Origin of the sequence: Bacillus sp. F19 (assembly GCA_023823795.1) — a bacterium.
Classification (GTDB): domain Bacteria; phylum Bacillota; class Bacilli; order Bacillales; family Bacillaceae; genus Bacillus_P.
In genome coordinates, this window is sequence record CP085711.1 from 158,755 (window position 1) to 177,063 (window position 18,309).

Below are 18,309 nucleotides of genomic sequence, written 5' to 3' on the forward strand. Positions count from 1 at the left end.
TTTGCAATAGCACCAGATAATAAGGAGAGAAAAGTAAATCTTTTCTCTCCACTTTCTATGAAATGAGGTCCCATTATGATTCGACGTTCATTCCTGTCTTTGTTTATCATCTTATTATTTTTGGGGACTGCCACAACTTCGTTTGCGCATTCCGGAGGCTTCGGTTACTCGACCTTAAACGTTGATGGAAAAGAGATAAAGTATGAACTTTTTATTGATCAAAGCGACTTGTTTCAACAAGTCGATACCAATATGGATAATAATCTGGAGAACGAGGAACTGGCTTCGCAAAAAGAATGGATTGAATCGTATTTAAAGAAAGGTCTTCGTATAGAAACGGACTCGCTGCCCTTAAAGATGGAATTGCTTTCGATGAAAATTGAAGAAAAGAATTCAATGAGAGGGGTACTGTTTCAATTACGGTTTACCGCCGATCAAGTGATTGAACAATTTGATCTTCATTACAATCTGGTATTTGAGGACGCTGACCCTGCTCATACGAATATACTTTTGGTTAATTCAGGAAAACAATCTTATCAGGATATAATTGAAACAAACAAAAGAGACATTCATATCATCGTTCCCCAGTCCGAAGTTGGCGTCGCACTATGGAAATACTTTGTTCTTGGAATCGAACATATTTTGATAGGTTATGATCATTTGCTTTTTTTGTTATCTTTGGTACTGATCGTATCTAGCTTCAAGGAAGCGTTGAAGATTGTTACTGCTTTTACAATTACCCATAGCATAACACTATTCTTGGTGGCCACCGACCGTATTCAGGTCAGTTCGCATTGGATCGAAGCTTTTATAGCGCTGACCATCTGTTATGTGGCGGTTGAAAATCTGTTTGTTCAAAAGGGGAAATGGAGGTGGATATTGACAGCCGTATTTGGCCTGATTCACGGTATGGGTTTCGCCGGGGCTTTGGCTGAAACGGGACTTCCAAAGAGCAATCTGATTGGCACACTCCTTTCGTTTAATTTAGGCGTGGAAACGGGTCAGTTCATGGTACTGTGTCTATTACTGCCTCTCTTGATTTGGCTGCGAAGGTTCCTATGGTATCGTAAAATGATGATCTCCGCGTCTTGCCTTATTTTTGTTTTAGCATTTTATTGGTTGATTCAACGCCTGCAGTAAACCATAGCCCAAAACATGAAAAGATTGCCAACCATATGGCCGGGAAGGCTCGAGAAGTGAAATCTTTTTATTTTGTCTATGTGGTTACCCTACAAATTGAGCCATTCCTATAAGGGGATGCGTAATGCAAGTTTATTAGTAGAAGGCGACGAAGTTTCCGGAATGGTTGAAGCGAAAAGCTTGACGGCGATATAACAATCATGATCAACTCAGTGAAAATTAAAGGAGATTTGGATTAGCTTCATAAGCTAGCAATTTAAGGAAATTGACACTCTATGTTTCTATCGAGTATTTTTTGCACCAGAACCATATTTTCTTATCTGGTTAACCTTATAATACGATCGGGCGCGATCGTGGGTGCGAAATGTTCCTGGCTTAAATGAAATGTGGTCACACGATTTCGGTAAAGGTCGGGTAGTTTTAGATTGCTAAAACTGAAGGGTTATGTTGAGGAGTCGAATGAGGAGGTAACGCTCTGAAAGGCTCCCCCTGCGTCGAATAGCACGCTGTTTAGTAAGGAAAAGCGTGTTATAAGCTCGGCTAATAGGCGTGAGAATTTACCGTAACAGTCCGGCTGACGGAAGCCTACCCGATGGGGTGGTGTAAATCATGGTGCTTGGGTTGAACAGATATGGTGAGAATGCAATGTAAATACAATAAGATACTGTATTGCTGACGAACTTCTAAATGTACGGGTCTAGACGCGCATTATATAGAAATGTATTTACTACTAAATGTAGGGTTAGCTATGGATGAGTAAGAATCCACAATATAAAAATCCATCTTGTGTTATAGGCACATGCAACGCTAACAGGCTCATAGGAAGCACCTAAGTTTGTTCTATAATAGATGTAACTCAACGTTGTAAGCTGATAACGTGGAGAGCTTACTCTCGTTGAAGCGTTGGAAAGGAAAATAGTCGTGAGAATAGCGACTATATAACTTTTCTTCATATCAGTGAAAGTGGTGGCACAGTACCGTCGAAGCGTGTAATGAACGTGGAGGGGTAGCCACTAGACTAATAAAAGATTCATTCAGCCATGCAAGACAGTTCTTAAACGATTAATAAGGTTCTTGTAAGACTAATAGAGGTTCAGCTCCGAAAGGAGCCACCGACTTGTTAAAACGAAAAAAGCTGAGGCACAATGAGTATAATGATATGCAATCTTATTTTGATTCTTTATATGCTCAAAGTGCTAATGGTCAAAATTTTTATGGATTACTAGATTTAATACAATCTGATGAAAATATTCGATTAGCTTATCGGAATATTAAACGAAATTTCTAATACAGATAATCGCTTTATATCTTCAATCGTCAATCCATCATATCCAGCCGTTTTACTGCTTTGAGAGATCAAGAGAAAATACAAATGCTTTTAAACTCACTCAAGTTAAATGAAAAGCAACTTACAGAAGTTAATAAATTGCGTGAGCAATGTCTGAACGAAGCAACCTGATTCTACATTTCATCTTGCATATACATAAAAATATTGAATGAGTTGGATTAGTTGGAACGCCGTATGCTGGGAAACTCGCCTGTACGGTGTGAAGTGGGGGAAAAGCTGGCGACAACTTCAAAAGCTTACCTATCACTATAAGAAAATTAATATTTTTAAACGACTGTATTGCTGAGGCATCCTATAAAAAATTTAACAACTTTAGTTTACTCCCATCCAAACCAGGACGGGGGTATGCGTGTTAGAAGTATTAAACTTAAACAACTTATTGTAATCTTGACATTTCCTTATTGCGGGTGGTGACAGCTTCGTTGGTACTACCCCATCGCTATCAAGCTAACAAAATAAAATACCCCTAAAATGAAAAAATACGCTATTCTTTCTGTAGAATCATAGGAAAGGATGGCGTTTTTGTATGTCTATTTCTGTATCTGATGAATTACAACTATTTGCTCGAGAAATTCAAGGCTTCTTATCCCCAAATTTCTTACGAGATCTTGCTAAAAATGTTGGTTTTGTCCAGCGAACTAGTAAATACCAAGCCAAAGATTTAGTTGCTTTATGTGTATGGATGAGCCAAAATGTTGCTACTACTTCTTTAACTCAGCTATCTAGCTGTTTAGAAGCATCAACAGAAGTACTCATCAGTCCTGAGGGACTGAATCAACTATTTAATAAAGCGGCCGTCCAATTTTTGCAACATATATTAGCTGAACTACTAAACCAAAAATTGGCCTCATCTATACCGATTTCTTCTCCATATACTTCTGTTTTCAAGCGTATTCGTATTTTAGATTCAACTGCATTTCAACTCCCAGATCCCTTTTCATTCGTTTATCCAGGCGCAGGAGGATGCAGCCATACAGCAAAGACACCCAAGAATTATCAAAGATTCTCCTTCGTCTGTTTAACCTCCTACAGTGTAATGGACGAAAATCTCATCGATACGAGAAAAAAACAGTCTTTGATATATTAGGTGTCGTTTACAATTTTACCATATCTGAAGATCTAGCTGCTTAATTAAAAAAAGACAAAACCCATTAGAGTTTATTTCGTATGCGAATTTTTAAATAATCTACACTGATCCCCTATAAAAAGTAAAAAAACTCTCCTGAAAATTTCCTAATGCAGTCTTAGCTTGATAGCGATGTGGTACTACCCCTAATCGGGGGATTAGCATCCTCATTCGTCCATTTATCAACTACATTAAAGGTTCCGAATGGCAAAGATACTATTGAATTACAAAAATCTTAGACGGCTTCTTCCCAGGGTTCCTATCCCTTCTTGCAGTCCTATTTTGCTGGTATTTAATTTCTAAGAAAATGTATAGTGGGAAAAAAAGTTCTGCTCATATTAGTAGCTATTACAATTGTGGGTGTTCTATTAAATGTGTTTTAAGCAATTTTAGATCAGGATGATATTCAGGCCTGACAGGGTAAGTTTGTCATTTTGAATATTCGTTAAATCCTGTCTACACAGGATTTAAATTTTGAATTGTATGATTATAACAATATATCAATCTTACAAAAAATTTACGTTTGTTTTACACTCTATTAAAATTTATAACTTACTATTAAGCAGTTAAGCAAATTTGATTCTGGAGAAGGGGAATCTTGCAGCAAGAGTTGTATAGGATCAATGCTTACGAATTTAGCTCAAAAACTTTACGACGAGGGAGGGACAACAAGATTCGACATTAACGGAGGCCCGCTGTCAAAACGCGAATATTTCCAGCTAAGCGATCAAGTAATATAAAATCCTGATTTTCAATCCCTCTAAGGGACCCCTTAACGGGCTAAGCAAAATGACAAACGGCCATTTCAGATTGAGTATTACAAAGAATAACAGGAGGTTTAATTATGCTATTTCTTAAAAGGCTAAAAAAGCCATTTCTATCACTCATGCTGGTGAATGTAGCCCTGACGGGTGTAGTAGGCAGTACTTCGGCAGAAAGCTCTGCAGCAGTGACAGAAAACACTACGGAAGAACCTATCTTCAGCTTCATGTCAATGTCGGACACGCATAGCGATACGGTTAAAACGGCTAAAGCTGTAACGGATGCTAAAAATAATAATGCCAGTGCAATATTTTTACCCGGGGATATAACCAATCTCGGGGATAGCGGTGAATATGACGCCATAAGAAATGCTATCGATTCTGTAAAAGATCATCCGCCGGTGTATTATGCAATCGGAAATCATGAATATGATTGGCAGTCGGATTATAATGTAGCGAAGAACAGATTTATAGAAAAGGCAGAAATACCAGAAAAGAAGGTGTATTACCACCGGGAAATACAAGGCTATGACTTCATAATTTTAGGGTTTGATAAGAAACCGTCCTATACCGCGTATATGTCCGACGAACAGTTAGCCTGGTTGGAAAGCACGCTTGCTGCAAATGCTGAACCGGACAAGCCGATTTTTGTGTTCACGCATGAGCCTATTCACCAGACCGTATCCAAGTCATATTCTTCGAATGGTATTTATCAAAGAAATGCACAGGAACAGGAGTTCCGAAAAATCCTTGAAAAATATCCACAGGTTATTTTAACAACAGGACATCTTCACGACGATACTAAGATACAAGGTAACATGTACGCGAATAAATTCACTGCATTAAGAGACGGTGCCGTTTTAAATAGTCAAGCTATGATGTTTGATGTATATAAAGACAAGGTGCATATAAAGGGAAGGGATGTAACTACACAAAAAACCATATGGGAAGGTACTATGAGTCTGCACCCGAATACAACCGGCATGTATGAAGCCGAGGATAGTGTGTTCGCATATGCTACCTCTGGCGACGACATAAATCCGTCCGGCGGCAAGTATGTGAATATGAACCATGTAAGCGCATATATCGAGTCGCTCAAGGTTGACGGAGGAGCTTCTGGCGGCAATAAAATATTGAAAATTAGGTATGCTACCGATGCTGCCAATGCTACCAAGGGAATATATGTAAATGGGGCCAAAGTACAGACGCTCAGCTTTCCGACTACCGGAAGCATGAGCTCGTATAACGAATTGGCGGTACCTGTTGAGCTGAATCCGGGTCCAAATAACAAGATCGTCATACAAAGCGATGGCAACGCAGCGGGCGTGAACATAGATAAAATCCAAATTATGGATAGTAAAGATCCCAAAAATATGTGGGGATTTAACGGCAATGGCAACGACAGTATCAAGAATGGGATTAATGCAACCTTGCATGGAAGTGCTGCCTATGATAAGACGGATAAAATGGAAGGTTCCGCTTCACTCAGCCTGAACGGTGCTGACGGTAATTATGCAAGTACAGATCTTGTATCCAACAAACAGAACAATGTAACGCTAACAACCTGGGTGAAGTGGAATGGTGCAACCTCAGGATCTCAACAAATATTGTCCAACGGAGATGGCCTTACCAATGGATATTCAATCATGCTGGATCATGACCAAGGCGATAAGGTGTCCATTGCGATCAACGGGCAGACGATCCTTGGATCGCAGACTGCTTTGACGGCGGGCCAATGGACCAATATCACGGCGGCAAGAAGAAACGGCACCTGGGAGCTTTATATCAATGGCAAGAGCACCCCGGTAACCAATAATACAACAGATCCTTCTACGCCAACAACGGGAACGTATATCGGTGCGGACAGTAGAGGCCAACAAAGCTTCAATGGACGTATTGATGCAGTAAGGGTTTACAATCAAGCATTGTCTACCGATCAGATCATGGCAATGGCCAACGAGACTTCTAACGTTAAGTTACAAAGCATCGAAATAACTAAACTGCCAACAAAGTTGAATTACCTTCAGGGAGATTGGTTGAATATAGACGGGCTGGTTGTGACAGGCACTTACAGCGATGGAACAACAAAAGTGGAGAACGTAACGGATGATCATATTACCGGCTTTGATAGTGTCACTCTTAAAGAAGGAGTGCCACTGACTGTGACTGTAGGTGGAAAGACAGCCAGCTTTAATGTAAATATTTTAGATGTAATGCCTGGTTCAGCATCGGTGCCAGGAAGGATAGAAGGTGTAAACTACAATTCGAAAAAACCGGATTCTGTATTTAGAAATTTTCCGGGTAATGATGGCGGACCCACATGGTTGGTGATGGGTATAGAAAAAGGCGAATGGATGGAATATAACGTAGATGTGGCAAAATCGGGATTCTATCAAGTAAATTACAGGGTGGCAACATGGCGTCCGGCAGAGGTTGAATTCCAGGTAGATGGAGTACCTCAAACGAGAACCCCATTTTCAACCGGGAGTTGGAGACCTGGCACTTTTTCTTCCGATACGATCAAACTGAGTGAAGGCTCACATAAAATAAGGCTGAATGCAAATACAGGTTTTTGGAGATTGCTCTGGTTTGAATTGACAGAGGTTCAAGAAAAAAAATTGAACAGCATCACTGCGCCTGCTGACATAGACGCAGCAATCGGAACGGCGAAGACAGCGGACGCCCTTGGACTGCCAAAGACAGTATCCTTGGATACCGATTTAGGAAATGTGAATGCCAATGTGACATGGAATGTAGATGCTTCAAACTATGATCCCACTGTAAAGACTGGACAGACCTTCAATGTAAATGGAACTGTAACTTTGCCAACTGGGGTGGCAAATCCCAATAACGTGCCTTTGACAACAAGCATTAGAGTAACTGTTAATAGGATCCCAGTGGGGACCGCCGCAGTTACCGCTTCATCGATTTACAATGCCAGTTTTACTCCCGACAAAGTGTTTGATGGCATAGGGCAAGCGGTTAATGGCGAATGGGCCTCCAAGGGAGAACAGAATCCATGGATCCAGGTGAATTGGACGACGAATCAAACGTTCAACAAGATTATCTTTCATGATCGGCCCAACACAGCGGACTGGGCGCCCGGCGGAACGCTTACCTTCAGCGACGGAAGCACTTTGACGGTTTCAGGAATCCCGAATGACGGGAGCGCTTATTCTGTAACTTTCCCTGACAAGACGGTGACATGGATCAAATTCCAGGTATCCGGTGGAAGCGGGTCAAATGTAGGTTTGTCGGAAATGAAAATTTTAGCGCCGGTGGATAAGTAAGTTCCTGAGGTCGAGATGACCGTACTGGGAGACAACAGCATTTATAAAGATTCCGTGGATTTGACGCCTAGTTTGCATTAACCGACAACCTGTCGGGGGTCGATAACAGCAAAACGACGATGACACTCGATTCGCATTCTTACCAAATCGGAACGACGATCCCGCTTTATACGTTGCCGCTTGGGCAGCATACGCTTGTTGTATCCTCCAGCGACTTGGCAGGCAACCAGGTAAGCAAAACCGTTCACTTTCAGACAGTAGCCAGCATCGATTCCTTAAAGGCGGTGGTGACACGCATTGTCGATACCAAATGGATCGACAATGCCGGAATTGCCGATAGCCTGCAGGACAAATTGGCAAACAACGAGCTAAAGGGCTTTGTGAATGAAGTGAAGGCTCAAAGCGGAAAGCACATATCAGGTGAAGCGGCAAAATATTTGCTGCGGGACGCTCAATATTTAGACGCTCAATATTCATTGACACAATTACGATTCGCTCAAGGGATTAGATTTAAACTTTGATGAAAAGAGGTCCCGCAGCAAAATATTTGCTGCGGGACGCTCTATATTTAGACGCTCAATATTTATTGACACAATTACGATTCGCTCAAGAGATTAGATTTAAACTTTGATGAAAAGAGGTCTCGCTTTGAAAATACGTGCATTCCTGTCCTTGTTCATAGTCACATTAATATTTTGTGCGAATGCCAGCACTTCATTTGCCCATACCGACAAAAGTAGGGGTTACTCGATTTTAAACATTAAAGGGAATACGATTGACTATGAACTTTTTCTTGATCAAATAGACATGCTGGAACAATTTGATACCGACAAGGATAAACATCTGGAGAACGAGGAACTGTCCTCGCAGAAAGAAAGAATCGAATCGGTATTACAGAAAGATCTTCGTATAGATGTGGATTCGAAGCCATTAACGATGGAAATACTTTCGATGGAGTTGGGAGAAAAGGCTTCCACGATCGGCGTAATGTTTAAACTAAGGTTAACCGCCGATGAAGCGATCGAACAATTTAATCTTCATTACAATCTGATGTTTGAAGGTGCGCCTCTTCATACGAATGTACTGTTGGTCCATGCAGGGGAATATTTCTATCAGAATATTCTTGATACCAAAAAAAGAGATGTTCAGATCACCATTGCTCAGCCTGAAAATATTGCTCAGCCTGAAAGTGAATCCGTCCTATGGAAATACTTTGTACTTGGAATCGAACACATTTTGACCGGGTTCGATCATATGCTGTTTTTGTTATCCTTAGTATTAATCGCATCTCGCTTCAAGGATGCGTTGAAAATTGTTACTGCTTTTACAATCGGCCACAGCATAACACTATTCTTGGTGACCACCGACCGTATTCAGGTCAGTTCGCATTGGGTCGAAGTTTTTATAGCGCTGACCATCTGTTATGTGGCAGTAGAAAATATGTTTGTTCAAAAGGTGAAATGGCGGTGGCTATTGACAGCCATATTTGGCCTGATTCACGGTATGGGTTTCGCCGGGGGTTTGACTGAAATAGGACTTCCAAAGAGCAATCTGATTGGCACACTCCTTTCGTTTAATTTAGGCGTGGAAACGGGTCAGTTCATAGTACTGTGTCTATTACTGCCTCTCTTGATTTGGCTGCGAAGGTTCCCATGGTATCGTAAAATGATGATCTCCGCGTCTTGCCTTATTTTTGTTTTAGCATTTTATTGGTTGATTCAACGTCTGTAGTAAACCATAGCCCAAAACATGAAAAGATTGCCAACCATATGGCCGGGAAGGCTCGAGAAGTGAAATCTTTTTATATTGTCTTTGTGGTTACCCTACAAATTGAGCCATTCCTATGAGGGGATGCGTAATGCAAGTTTATTAGTAGAAGGCGACGAAGTTTCCTGAAGGGTTGAAGCGAAAAGCTTGACGGCGATACACCGATCATGATCAACTCAGAGAAAATTAAAGGAGATAGCTATAGTACTTCCCAAATTTTCAACTTTAGTGTCAGTCGTTACAAAGTGAAAGTATTTTTGAATATTCGTTAAATCCTGTCTACACAGGATTTAAATTTTGAATTATTGTAATAACATAATATCGATATATCGATATTACAAAATGTTTACATTGAATCTAAACTCTATTAATATTTACCACTTATCATTAAGCAGAAAAGCAAATTTGATTCTGAAGGGGGGGAAATAATGTTCGGCCGTTTGTGAAAAAGTTGTACCGTTTATAAAAAAGATTGATTAAAATACAGTACATATTTTATAGAACGTTGATAAAACAAGATTTATGAACATTTTTGCTCGAACTTTATTCTAAAATATATGGTCGGAAACATCAGGGGATTAATAGTTTTTGATCAATCTTTTTTCCCAAAATAAAACTAAGTCCTATTGATAAATCATATCAAGTAGCAGTTTATATTAATAGAATGTAACGGAAGAGTATAGCTGTTACTCTCTGTTAAAAATATTGCAATGGAGTTGGAACATCCGTTTATCGGTTCCACCGATACAAAATCAATGGCATTGGTACCAAAGCTTAATAAGATATCCGCCACATATACCGCGGAATTTGCGCTATCAGAAACATTATCAAAGCCGAAATTGTTGGAATGAAGATCCTGTCTGAACCGAGGACGGGCCCGTATATATATTCACAATTGACGAAAATTTTACAAGGAGAAGAGAAATGAAACCAAACTGTCGTACTTTCCTGCTACTAATTCTCGCAACAATTTTCGCGATTACAGGATGTTCTAAGAATGAAGGCTCAAGTGAGGAGACAACGAACTCTACTGAACAGGAGGTGCGTGAGTTGGTTCTTGCTGTGGGCGGCGAATCGGATGAAGGTTTCGACCCTACGACCGGCTGGGGTCGGTATGGTTCTCCTCTTTTTCAAAGCACACTCCTTAAACGCGACAGCAACATGGAGATCGTCAATGATCTTGCAGAAAACTACAGCATAAGCGAAGATGCTCTAACCTGGACAGTGAATATAAGGCAAGACGTCAAATTCAGCGATGGCGAGCCGCTGACTGCCGAGGATGTTATCTATACGTTCGAAACAACAGCAAAAAGCAACTCGGTCGTTGACTTGCAAAATGTAGCGTCGGTAACGGCACAGAATGATTCTACAGTCATATTCACGTTGAAGAGTCCCCAATCGACTTTTATCGACATTCTTGCAACCCTTGGTATTGTTCCCAAGCATGCTCATAATGAATCGTATGCCGAGCAGCCAATTGGATCGGGGCCGTTCAAGCTCGTCCAATGGGACAAGGGCCAACAGCTGATCGTGGAAGAGAATCCAAACTATTACGATGAGAAGCCTTACTTTAAGAAGCTTACATTTCTTTTCTTGGACGAAGATGCGGCATATGCTGCCGCAAAAGCCGGAACGGTTGACGTAGCCTATATCCCTTCTGCGTTCAGCAAACAACAAGTAGCGGGAATGCGCCTGGAATCATTGGAATCCGTAGATAACCGGGGAATTATGTTTCCTTATGTTAAGAGCGGCCAAACGACGGCAGATGGTCATCCGATCGGAAATGACGTAACCGCAGACCTCGCGATCCGCAAAGCTATCAATGCAGCAGTTGACCGTGAGGCGTTGGTAGAAGGCGTTCTGGAGGGGCAAGGAACCCCTGCCTATACGATTAGCGACAAGATGCCGTGGTGGAATTCGGATACGGTAATCGAAGATGGAGATGCCGCCAAAGCGAAGGGTATTTTATCAAAAGGCGGATGGAAGGACACGGATGACGACGGAATCGTTGAGAAAGACGGAGTAAAGGCGCAATTCACTTTGCTCTATCCATCGAGTGACGAGACAAGACAATCCCTTGCGATTGCCGTTGCGGATATGATCAAGCCGATCGGCATAGAAATCATTGTCGATGGGGAAAGTTGGGACGAAATAGGAAAAATGATGTATTCCAATGCAGTCCTGCTCGGGTGGGGCAGTCATGATCCGCTTGAAATGTATAACGTTTACAGTAGTAAATACGCGGGAGTCGATTATTTCAATCCAGGCTTCTATAAGAGCCCTATAGTGGATCAGTATTTGGAAGAAGCGATTGCGGCAAAGGATGAAAAGGCGGCTATGGATCTTTGGAAGAAGGCGCAGTGGGACGGAACAACCGGAATGAGCGCAAAAGGCGATGCCCCTTGGGCGTGGCTTGTCAACTTGAATCACCTATTCCTGGTAAGAGAACAACTTGATATCGGACATCAACAAATACATCCTCACGGCCACGGATGGCCGGTCACCAGCAACATTGAGGAATGGAAATGGAAGGAATAATTCATGTTTTTTGACCTAGCTAAATTTCTTTCTCTGCAAATAATGAAATTGGCGCTTCTGCTAACCGCGGTTAGCGCCATAACTTTTGCTCTTGTCAGCTATTCTCCTATTGATCCGACGCAAGCTTATATAGGCGCAGACATGTTACGGGTAAGTCCAGAGCAGCGTGCGGCAATCGCAGAATATTGGGGACTTGACGATCCTCCCTTGCAGCGTTTCCTGGCATGGTACAGCGCATTGTTAAGAGGCGACTTAGGAACCTCCATGATTTATCGAGAGCCTGTAACGGACGTCATTGCAGAGCGGTTTCTTAGCTCACTCGGATTAATGAGCTCTGCATGGCTGCTATCCGGTATCATCGGCTTCGCTGTCGGAGCGGTAGCTGCGATGAGAAGGAATACGTGGCTGGACCAAGCGATTAAGTGGTATTGTTTAACGCTTTCCTCCACGCCACCGTTTTGGGCAGGCATACTCATGCTTATTGTGTTTACCGTATGGCTTCCTATATTTCCTGTCGGATTGGGTGTTCCGGCAGGCGTGGTGGCCGAAGAAGTCACTAATCTAGACCGGATTCGCCATATGATCTTGCCGGTGCTCACATTAAGCATAACTGGAATCTCGGGAATCGCTCTTCATACTAGAGAAAAACTCGTGGAGGTACTCGAGAGCGATTACGTGCTATTTGCGAGAGCAAGAGGAGAAAAAGGATTTATACTCTTCCGCCGTCATGGATTGCGTAATATTATGCTGCCGGCGATCACTTTGCAATTCGCTTCGTTCAGCGAATTATTCGGCGGAGCGGTCTTGGTGGAACAGGTGTTTTCCTACCCAGGACTAGGCAGAGCAACCGTAGAAGCAGGTACTCGGGGAGATGTTCCACTATTATTAGGTATCGTATTGTTCAGTACCTTGTTTGTGTTCGCAGGAAACTTATTGTCTGAACTGTGTTACCGATGGATTGACCCTAGAATTCGGGAAGGGGATTCCATATGAACCGCAGAAAGAGAACCGTCGTGTATTCCATCATTTCGCTCGCTTTATTGCTCGTGCCAATTATTCTCAGTGTATTGTTAAGCAACGATCAATTATCCACCCAATTAACGGAGAGAAACGAGCCCCCATCATGGGGAAACCCATTCGGTACGGATTGGCTCGGCCGAGATATGCTTACCCGGACTATGAAAGGATTAGCGTTAAGCCTAGGGGTAGGCATGACTGCAGCTTCAATAAGCGTGCTCATAGCCGGAACGCTAGGCTTAATGGCAGCAACATTAGGACAAACAGTGGATCGAATCATCACTTGGCTCGTTGATTTATTTCTTAGCATTCCGCATTTAGTCATGCTTATTCTAATCGCTTTCGTTTCAGGCGGAGGGGTGCGAGGCGTGATTATTGCCGTAGCGCTGACGCATTGGCCTAGTCTCACGCGAGTCATTCGGGCTGAAATTCTATATTTAAAGTCATGTGAATTCGTAATGATCTCCAAACACATGGGCAGGTCGAAGTGGTGGATTGCCACCAGACACTTTCTACCGCACTTAATACCGCAATTTATCGTCGGTACGCTGCTTGCATTCCCTCATGCTATTTTGCACGAGGCTGCAATTACATTCTTGGGAATGGGGCTGTCGCCGCATCAACCCGCGATCGGTATTATTCTTTCGGAATCTATGAGATATTTATCGACCGGCATGTGGTGGCTCGCTTTCTTCCCCGGGTTATGCTTGCTTATCGTCGTTCGAGCTTTCGACGTACTCGCGGAGAATCTTTATGCGCTGATCAATCCGAATCGTTCACAGGAGTAGAGAGGAGGCATCATGAGTTTGCCTTTGCTGGAAGTCAACAATGTATCCATTTCATTTATTCAATACGAGACAGGTCTCAAACAGGTTAACGTGCCTGTAATTAAAAATCTTTCGTTATCTGTAAACCCTGGTGAGATCGTTGCAGTAGTCGGAGCCAGTGGTTCCGGGAAAAGCCTGCTTGCCCATGCGATTCTCGGAATTTTACCCAAGAACGCTAGAGTTACAGGTCAACTAACTTTTGACGGAGAACCGCTAACCTCCTCTCTAATTAAGAAGCTGAGAGGAAGAGAGGTGGCGTTAGTGCCGCAGTCGGTTCAGTTCCTAGACCCTCTTATGCGAGTAGGTCATCAAGTGAAGCAGGCGGTGCGCACGGGAGATCCGGAAGAGGAGCAAATCAAGGCATTTCAGAGATACCGTTTAGGCCCTAAAACAGCTAGACGCTTTCCGCATCAGTTGTCCGGAGGAATGGCTAGGCGTGTCCTTGTTTCCATTGCAACAGTAAGCGGAGCAAGATTGCTCATTGCTGATGAGCCTACTCCCGGATTGGATGAGGCGGTAATACAAGAGACGCTTCTATCGTTCAAGGAGCTAGCTACGAGAGGATCGGCTATCATATTCATTACGCACGATCTGGAAGCGGCGCTGAAAATCGCTGATCGAGTAGCCGTGTTTTATTCCGGCACTACGGTGGAAGTAGCTCCTTCGACAGACTTTGAGGGAATGGGAGAGAATCTGCGTCACCCGTACACCCAGGCATTATGGAATGCATTGCCACAGAATCAGTTTTCCGTCCTGCAACAAAATTTCGGCGGAAAAGGGGAACCTCTCTCTATCAATGGTTGTATGTTTGCAGATAACTGTGGCAGTGCGACATACGAGTGCAGTCAGATATTTCCGGAATTACGACCTTTACGCAATGGGATGGTGAGATGCTGTCATGCAACTTGAGGCCAGAAACATAAGCAAGCGTTACGGAAAAGATCAGTGGTTATTTCGTCATGCGACCGTTCAGGTTCACAGTGGTGAAGTGGTTGGAATGATAGGTCCAAGCGGTTGCGGCAAAACAACCTTCTGCCGCATCCTTGCAGGCTATGAAGCCGGGAAAGAAGGAGATGTTCTATTAAACGGACAAGCTTTGCCTAGTTCGGGCTATCGGCCGATTCAACTCATCTTTCAGCATCCTGAACGGGCAATAAATCCGCGTTGGAGAATCGAGCAGATCCTCAATGAGGGCTGGAATCCGGACGAAGAATTGCTTGAGTTATTAGGAATCAGTCAACGCTGGTTCGGACGTTGGCCTTCCGAGCTTTCCGGAGGGGAATTGCAGCGAATTTGTATTGCGCGAGCGCTTGCTCCGCAAACCCGATTTTTTGTTGCGGACGAGATGACGACGATGTTAGACGCGATAACGCAAGCGCAGATATGGAAAACGGTGCTTGAGGTCGCTGAGAAACGTTCTATGGGATTGCTGATCGTCAGTCACGACAGACATCTTATCCATCGAATTTGCACTAGAGTCGTTGATTTCACTCAATTTCTAACAAATTAAGAGGTGATGAAATGAGAAAATATTGGAAGAGAATCGGAATGCTTCTTATCGCGTACCTTGTGCTCGCCGGACATTCATCTTGTGAAGATATAAAAACGCGTCCTGGACAAGAGAAAATTGAAGAAGGTACGCTGGATTCTGAAAAGATTCCTGCAGACGCTCAAAAACCATTTCAAAGTTACAAGGAGAAGGAGAGGGGGCAATAACGTGGATATTATAAATAACGTGGATATTATGCTGCACGAAGGTAATCACGGTATTTTAACTCGTCATCATCATAATAAGAATAATCCCAGGGGCAATTACCGGCCATTAGGCGGGGGAAACGAGCCGGATGATGACGATTATAACGATTCCGATAAGAATGAAAGGAAAGATGGCAGCGAGGTCAGAAATAAAATCATCTCAGCCGTGATCGTGATCGTCTCGTTGAGTTGTTATATAGTCTGGGAGTTTGGTCAGCTATGAACATGGAGCGAATTCGAAAAATTTATATTTGGTTTTTGCCGGTCGTGGTCGGGTTTGCATTGTTGCTTTCATATATTCCTAGCGTTGGAAACATAGCAGGATTTCCCCCAGCCTTCTATGCGATGCTGATGGGGGGCGGCATTATCGCGTACCGCGCTTTGTTGGCAATTCTGGACACGCGCACGATAACGGCCGGAACGCTGGTTGTAATCACGATGGCAGGCTGCGCTTATCTAGGATTTTACATAGCAGCGGCGCTTGTTGCACTTATGATGCTTATCGGCGAGCTACTGGAAGAAATTACTCTCTATAGAACGAGACAGTCTTTTGATGAATTGCTGGCGATGGTTCCTGACGAAGCTACCGTGTGGAGAAATCATTCGTGGGAGCGAGTACCTACCGACATGCTGACGGAAGGCGACCGTGTACTCGTCAAAGCCGGGGAGCGCATCCCTGCAGACGGCGTTGTTGAAGCGGGAACCGCATCTGTGAACGAATCTGCCTTGACCGGAGAGCCTATGCCTCAAGATAAATATATAGGCAGCACAGTGTTCCAAGGAACGATCAACGAATTCGGGTCCATGGAGTTCACGGTTCAAAAGACGGGTGATCATACGACGATGGGGAAAATCATCACGTCAGTGCTTGAGGCGCAAGAAACGAAAGGCTCGATGCAACGGCTGGCAGACAGGTTTGCAGTATATTTCACGCCGTTAATTCTGGGTATTGCTTCGCTAGCTTGGCTAATAACGGGCGACCTGATCCGAACAATGACTGTGCTGGTTATCGCTTGCCCTTGTGCGCTCGTCTTAGCGACACCTACTGCAGTGGTCGCCAGCGTCGGAAACGTAGCGAAGCGAGGCGTGCTTGTGAAGGGAGGGCGTGCAATGGAGGCGCTGTCCAAAGTCACTATTGTTTGTTTCGACAAAACGGGCACGCTTACCGAGGGGAAGCCAAAGCTGAAGAAGATTGTGCCCTTCGGCAATTACACGGAAGCGGAGTTGCTTCGTTATGCGGAAGGGGCCGAGCGTTACTCGGAGCATCCGATCGGCCATGCGATACTAGAGTCCGCCAGGGCCAATGGTTTCGTTTGCGCTGAGGAGCCGCTGGATTTCACTCAAGAAATAGGGGTAGGCGTAAGAGCGAAGATCGAGGACAAACTGGTTTGGGTAGGCAATGAAAGGCTGTTGAAGCATATCGACGGTATTTCGGAAGAAGCGAAACTCTTTCTGCAGGAACATAGAAGCGGGACCGCATTACTGGTTATTGCGGAGGGCGCCGCGATCGGGGGGCTTGTAGTTGGCGATACGGTAAGGGAAGGCGCCGTCAAAGCTCTTGAGGACATTCGCAGGCTCGGTGTTTCGAAGGTCGTTCTGTTAACCGGCGACAGCCATGGGGCGGCTGCGGAATTACAACGTGATTTGAAAATGGATGAAGTTCATGCGCGTCTCCTACCTAACGATAAGCTTGCCGTAATAAAACGATATCAACGGGAAGGACATACGGTATCGATGGTCGGCGAGGGGATTAATGACGCTCCTGCGCTCATGGCTGCAGACGTTGGAATTGCGATGGGAGCGGCAGGGACGGACCTTGCGATCCAATCCTCGCAGGTTGCACTTATGGGCGATCGTTTAGAGAAACTGCCTGAGGTTATGCAAATCAGTCGTAGAACGATGTTTATCGTCCGACAAAATATTTGGATCTTTGCCGTAGCGTTTAATGTAGTCGGCATATTGCTTGCCGCAGCCGGCTTCATCGATCCGGTCGTCGGAGCAGCCATCCATAACGTTGCTTCTCTGTTCGTCGTCATCAACTCCGCCAGATTAATTCGATACGGCCCGAAAAATAATCCCCTGAACAAAGGTAAAACGTTACTTGGGAATAGAACAAATTATGTGTGAGAATAAAGTGAAACCCTTGAGGCATCGAAATACTAATGAATCAATGTCCAAGCCAGCATGTTCATGGAACATTATCTAAAAGGTTACAATTTGGAATGTTCCATTGATTATTACTTGCTAAAGCAAATCCCCAAGTTCAGACCGCGGAGGAGTTTTTCAAAGGATTTCATATCGATACATTTTTTATGAGTATCAGCGGCATTTCGTTGACGGAAGGACTAACGGATTACGGATTAGGTGAATACCAAGTAAAAATGAAGATGCTGGGGAATTCTCGAAATTGGTCTTAGCAGACAGCAGCAAATTTGATGTTGTATCCTTATTGAAGGTTTGCCAGTTTGATAGGATTGACCGTATTATTTCCGATTCCAAGTTGTCGGAAAAAGTATTGCAGAAGTACGAAAAAGAAGGAATCGAGATCGTAAATAAATAGAAATGATATAATTTTACGTTGAGGAAAAGTGAATGTTGGCTTTTCCTCTTTTTATTTGGTTAAAAATGTGAAAATGTGATTATTTGTGTTAATTAACACTAAAATCAAAATAGGTGGAAACGGGTCAGTTCATGGTACTGTGTCTATTACTGCCTCTCTTGATTTGGCTGCGAAGGTTCC

12 protein-coding genes and 2 pseudogenes are annotated in these 18,309 nt (G+C 43.5%); all 14 read left to right on the plus strand.

Features of this window, described 5'->3' with window-relative positions:
* Positions 1-75 precede the first annotated feature (75 nt).
* Complete coding sequence (locus LIT25_26640; protein USK36706.1) at positions 76-1,140, plus strand: HupE/UreJ family protein; 1,065 nt, start codon at positions 76-78, stop codon at positions 1,138-1,140.
* Between the two features lie 1,117 nt (positions 1,141-2,257).
* Positions 2,258-2,422, plus strand: a pseudogene (locus tag LIT25_26645) (RNA-directed DNA polymerase).
* A gap of 592 nt (positions 2,423-3,014) precedes the next feature.
* Positions 3,015-3,467 (plus strand): annotated as a pseudogene (locus LIT25_26650) (IS4 family transposase).
* A 991-nt stretch (positions 3,468-4,458) separates the two neighbouring features.
* Positions 4,459-7,665: a DUF5010 C-terminal domain-containing protein gene (locus LIT25_26655; protein USK36707.1), complete on the plus strand. Its 3,207-nt coding sequence runs from the start codon at positions 4,459-4,461 to the stop codon at positions 7,663-7,665.
* Between the two features lie 119 nt (positions 7,666-7,784).
* Positions 7,785-8,186 (plus strand): hypothetical protein, encoded by a 402-nt coding sequence (locus tag LIT25_26660; GenBank protein ID USK36708.1) that lies wholly within the window; start codon positions 7,785-7,787, stop codon positions 8,184-8,186.
* 127 nt (positions 8,187-8,313) lie between these two features.
* Positions 8,314-9,396 (plus strand): HupE/UreJ family protein, encoded by a 1,083-nt coding sequence (locus LIT25_26665; GenBank protein ID USK36709.1) that lies wholly within the window; start codon positions 8,314-8,316, stop codon positions 9,394-9,396.
* Positions 9,397-10,356: 960 nt separating this feature from the next.
* Positions 10,357-11,970: an ABC transporter substrate-binding protein gene (locus LIT25_26670; protein USK36710.1), complete on the plus strand. Its 1,614-nt coding sequence runs from the start codon at positions 10,357-10,359 to the stop codon at positions 11,968-11,970.
* A 3-nt stretch (positions 11,971-11,973) separates the two neighbouring features.
* On the plus strand, positions 11,974-12,963 hold the full coding sequence (locus LIT25_26675; GenBank protein ID USK36711.1) for an ABC transporter permease: 990 nt from the start codon (positions 11,974-11,976) through the stop codon (positions 12,961-12,963).
* Positions 12,960-13,775 (plus strand): ABC transporter permease, encoded by an 816-nt coding sequence (locus LIT25_26680; GenBank protein USK36712.1) that lies wholly within the window; start codon positions 12,960-12,962, stop codon positions 13,773-13,775. The genes LIT25_26675 and LIT25_26680 overlap by 4 nt, the downstream gene beginning before the upstream one ends.
* 12 nt (positions 13,776-13,787) lie before the next feature.
* A complete protein-coding gene (locus tag LIT25_26685) occupies positions 13,788-14,723 on the plus strand; it encodes an ABC transporter ATP-binding protein (protein ID USK36713.1) in 936 nt (311 codons plus the stop codon).
* A complete protein-coding gene (locus LIT25_26690) occupies positions 14,713-15,324 on the plus strand; it encodes an ATP-binding cassette domain-containing protein (protein ID USK36714.1) in 612 nt (203 codons plus the stop codon). Before LIT25_26685 ends, LIT25_26690 begins: the two co-directional genes overlap by 11 nt.
* 11 nt (positions 15,325-15,335) lie before the next feature.
* Positions 15,336-15,530 (plus strand): hypothetical protein, encoded by a 195-nt coding sequence (locus LIT25_26695; GenBank protein USK36715.1) that lies wholly within the window; start codon positions 15,336-15,338, stop codon positions 15,528-15,530.
* Position 15,531: 1 nt separating this feature from the next.
* Positions 15,532-15,792 (plus strand): hypothetical protein, encoded by a 261-nt coding sequence (locus tag LIT25_26700; protein USK36716.1) that lies wholly within the window; start codon positions 15,532-15,534, stop codon positions 15,790-15,792.
* Positions 15,789-17,696 carry a cation-translocating P-type ATPase gene (locus LIT25_26705; protein ID USK36717.1) on the plus strand — a complete coding sequence of 636 codons (1,908 nt, stop codon included), beginning with the start codon at positions 15,789-15,791 and terminating at the stop codon, positions 17,694-17,696. Before LIT25_26700 ends, LIT25_26705 begins: the two co-directional genes overlap by 4 nt.
* Positions 17,697-18,309: the final 613 nt, after the last annotated feature.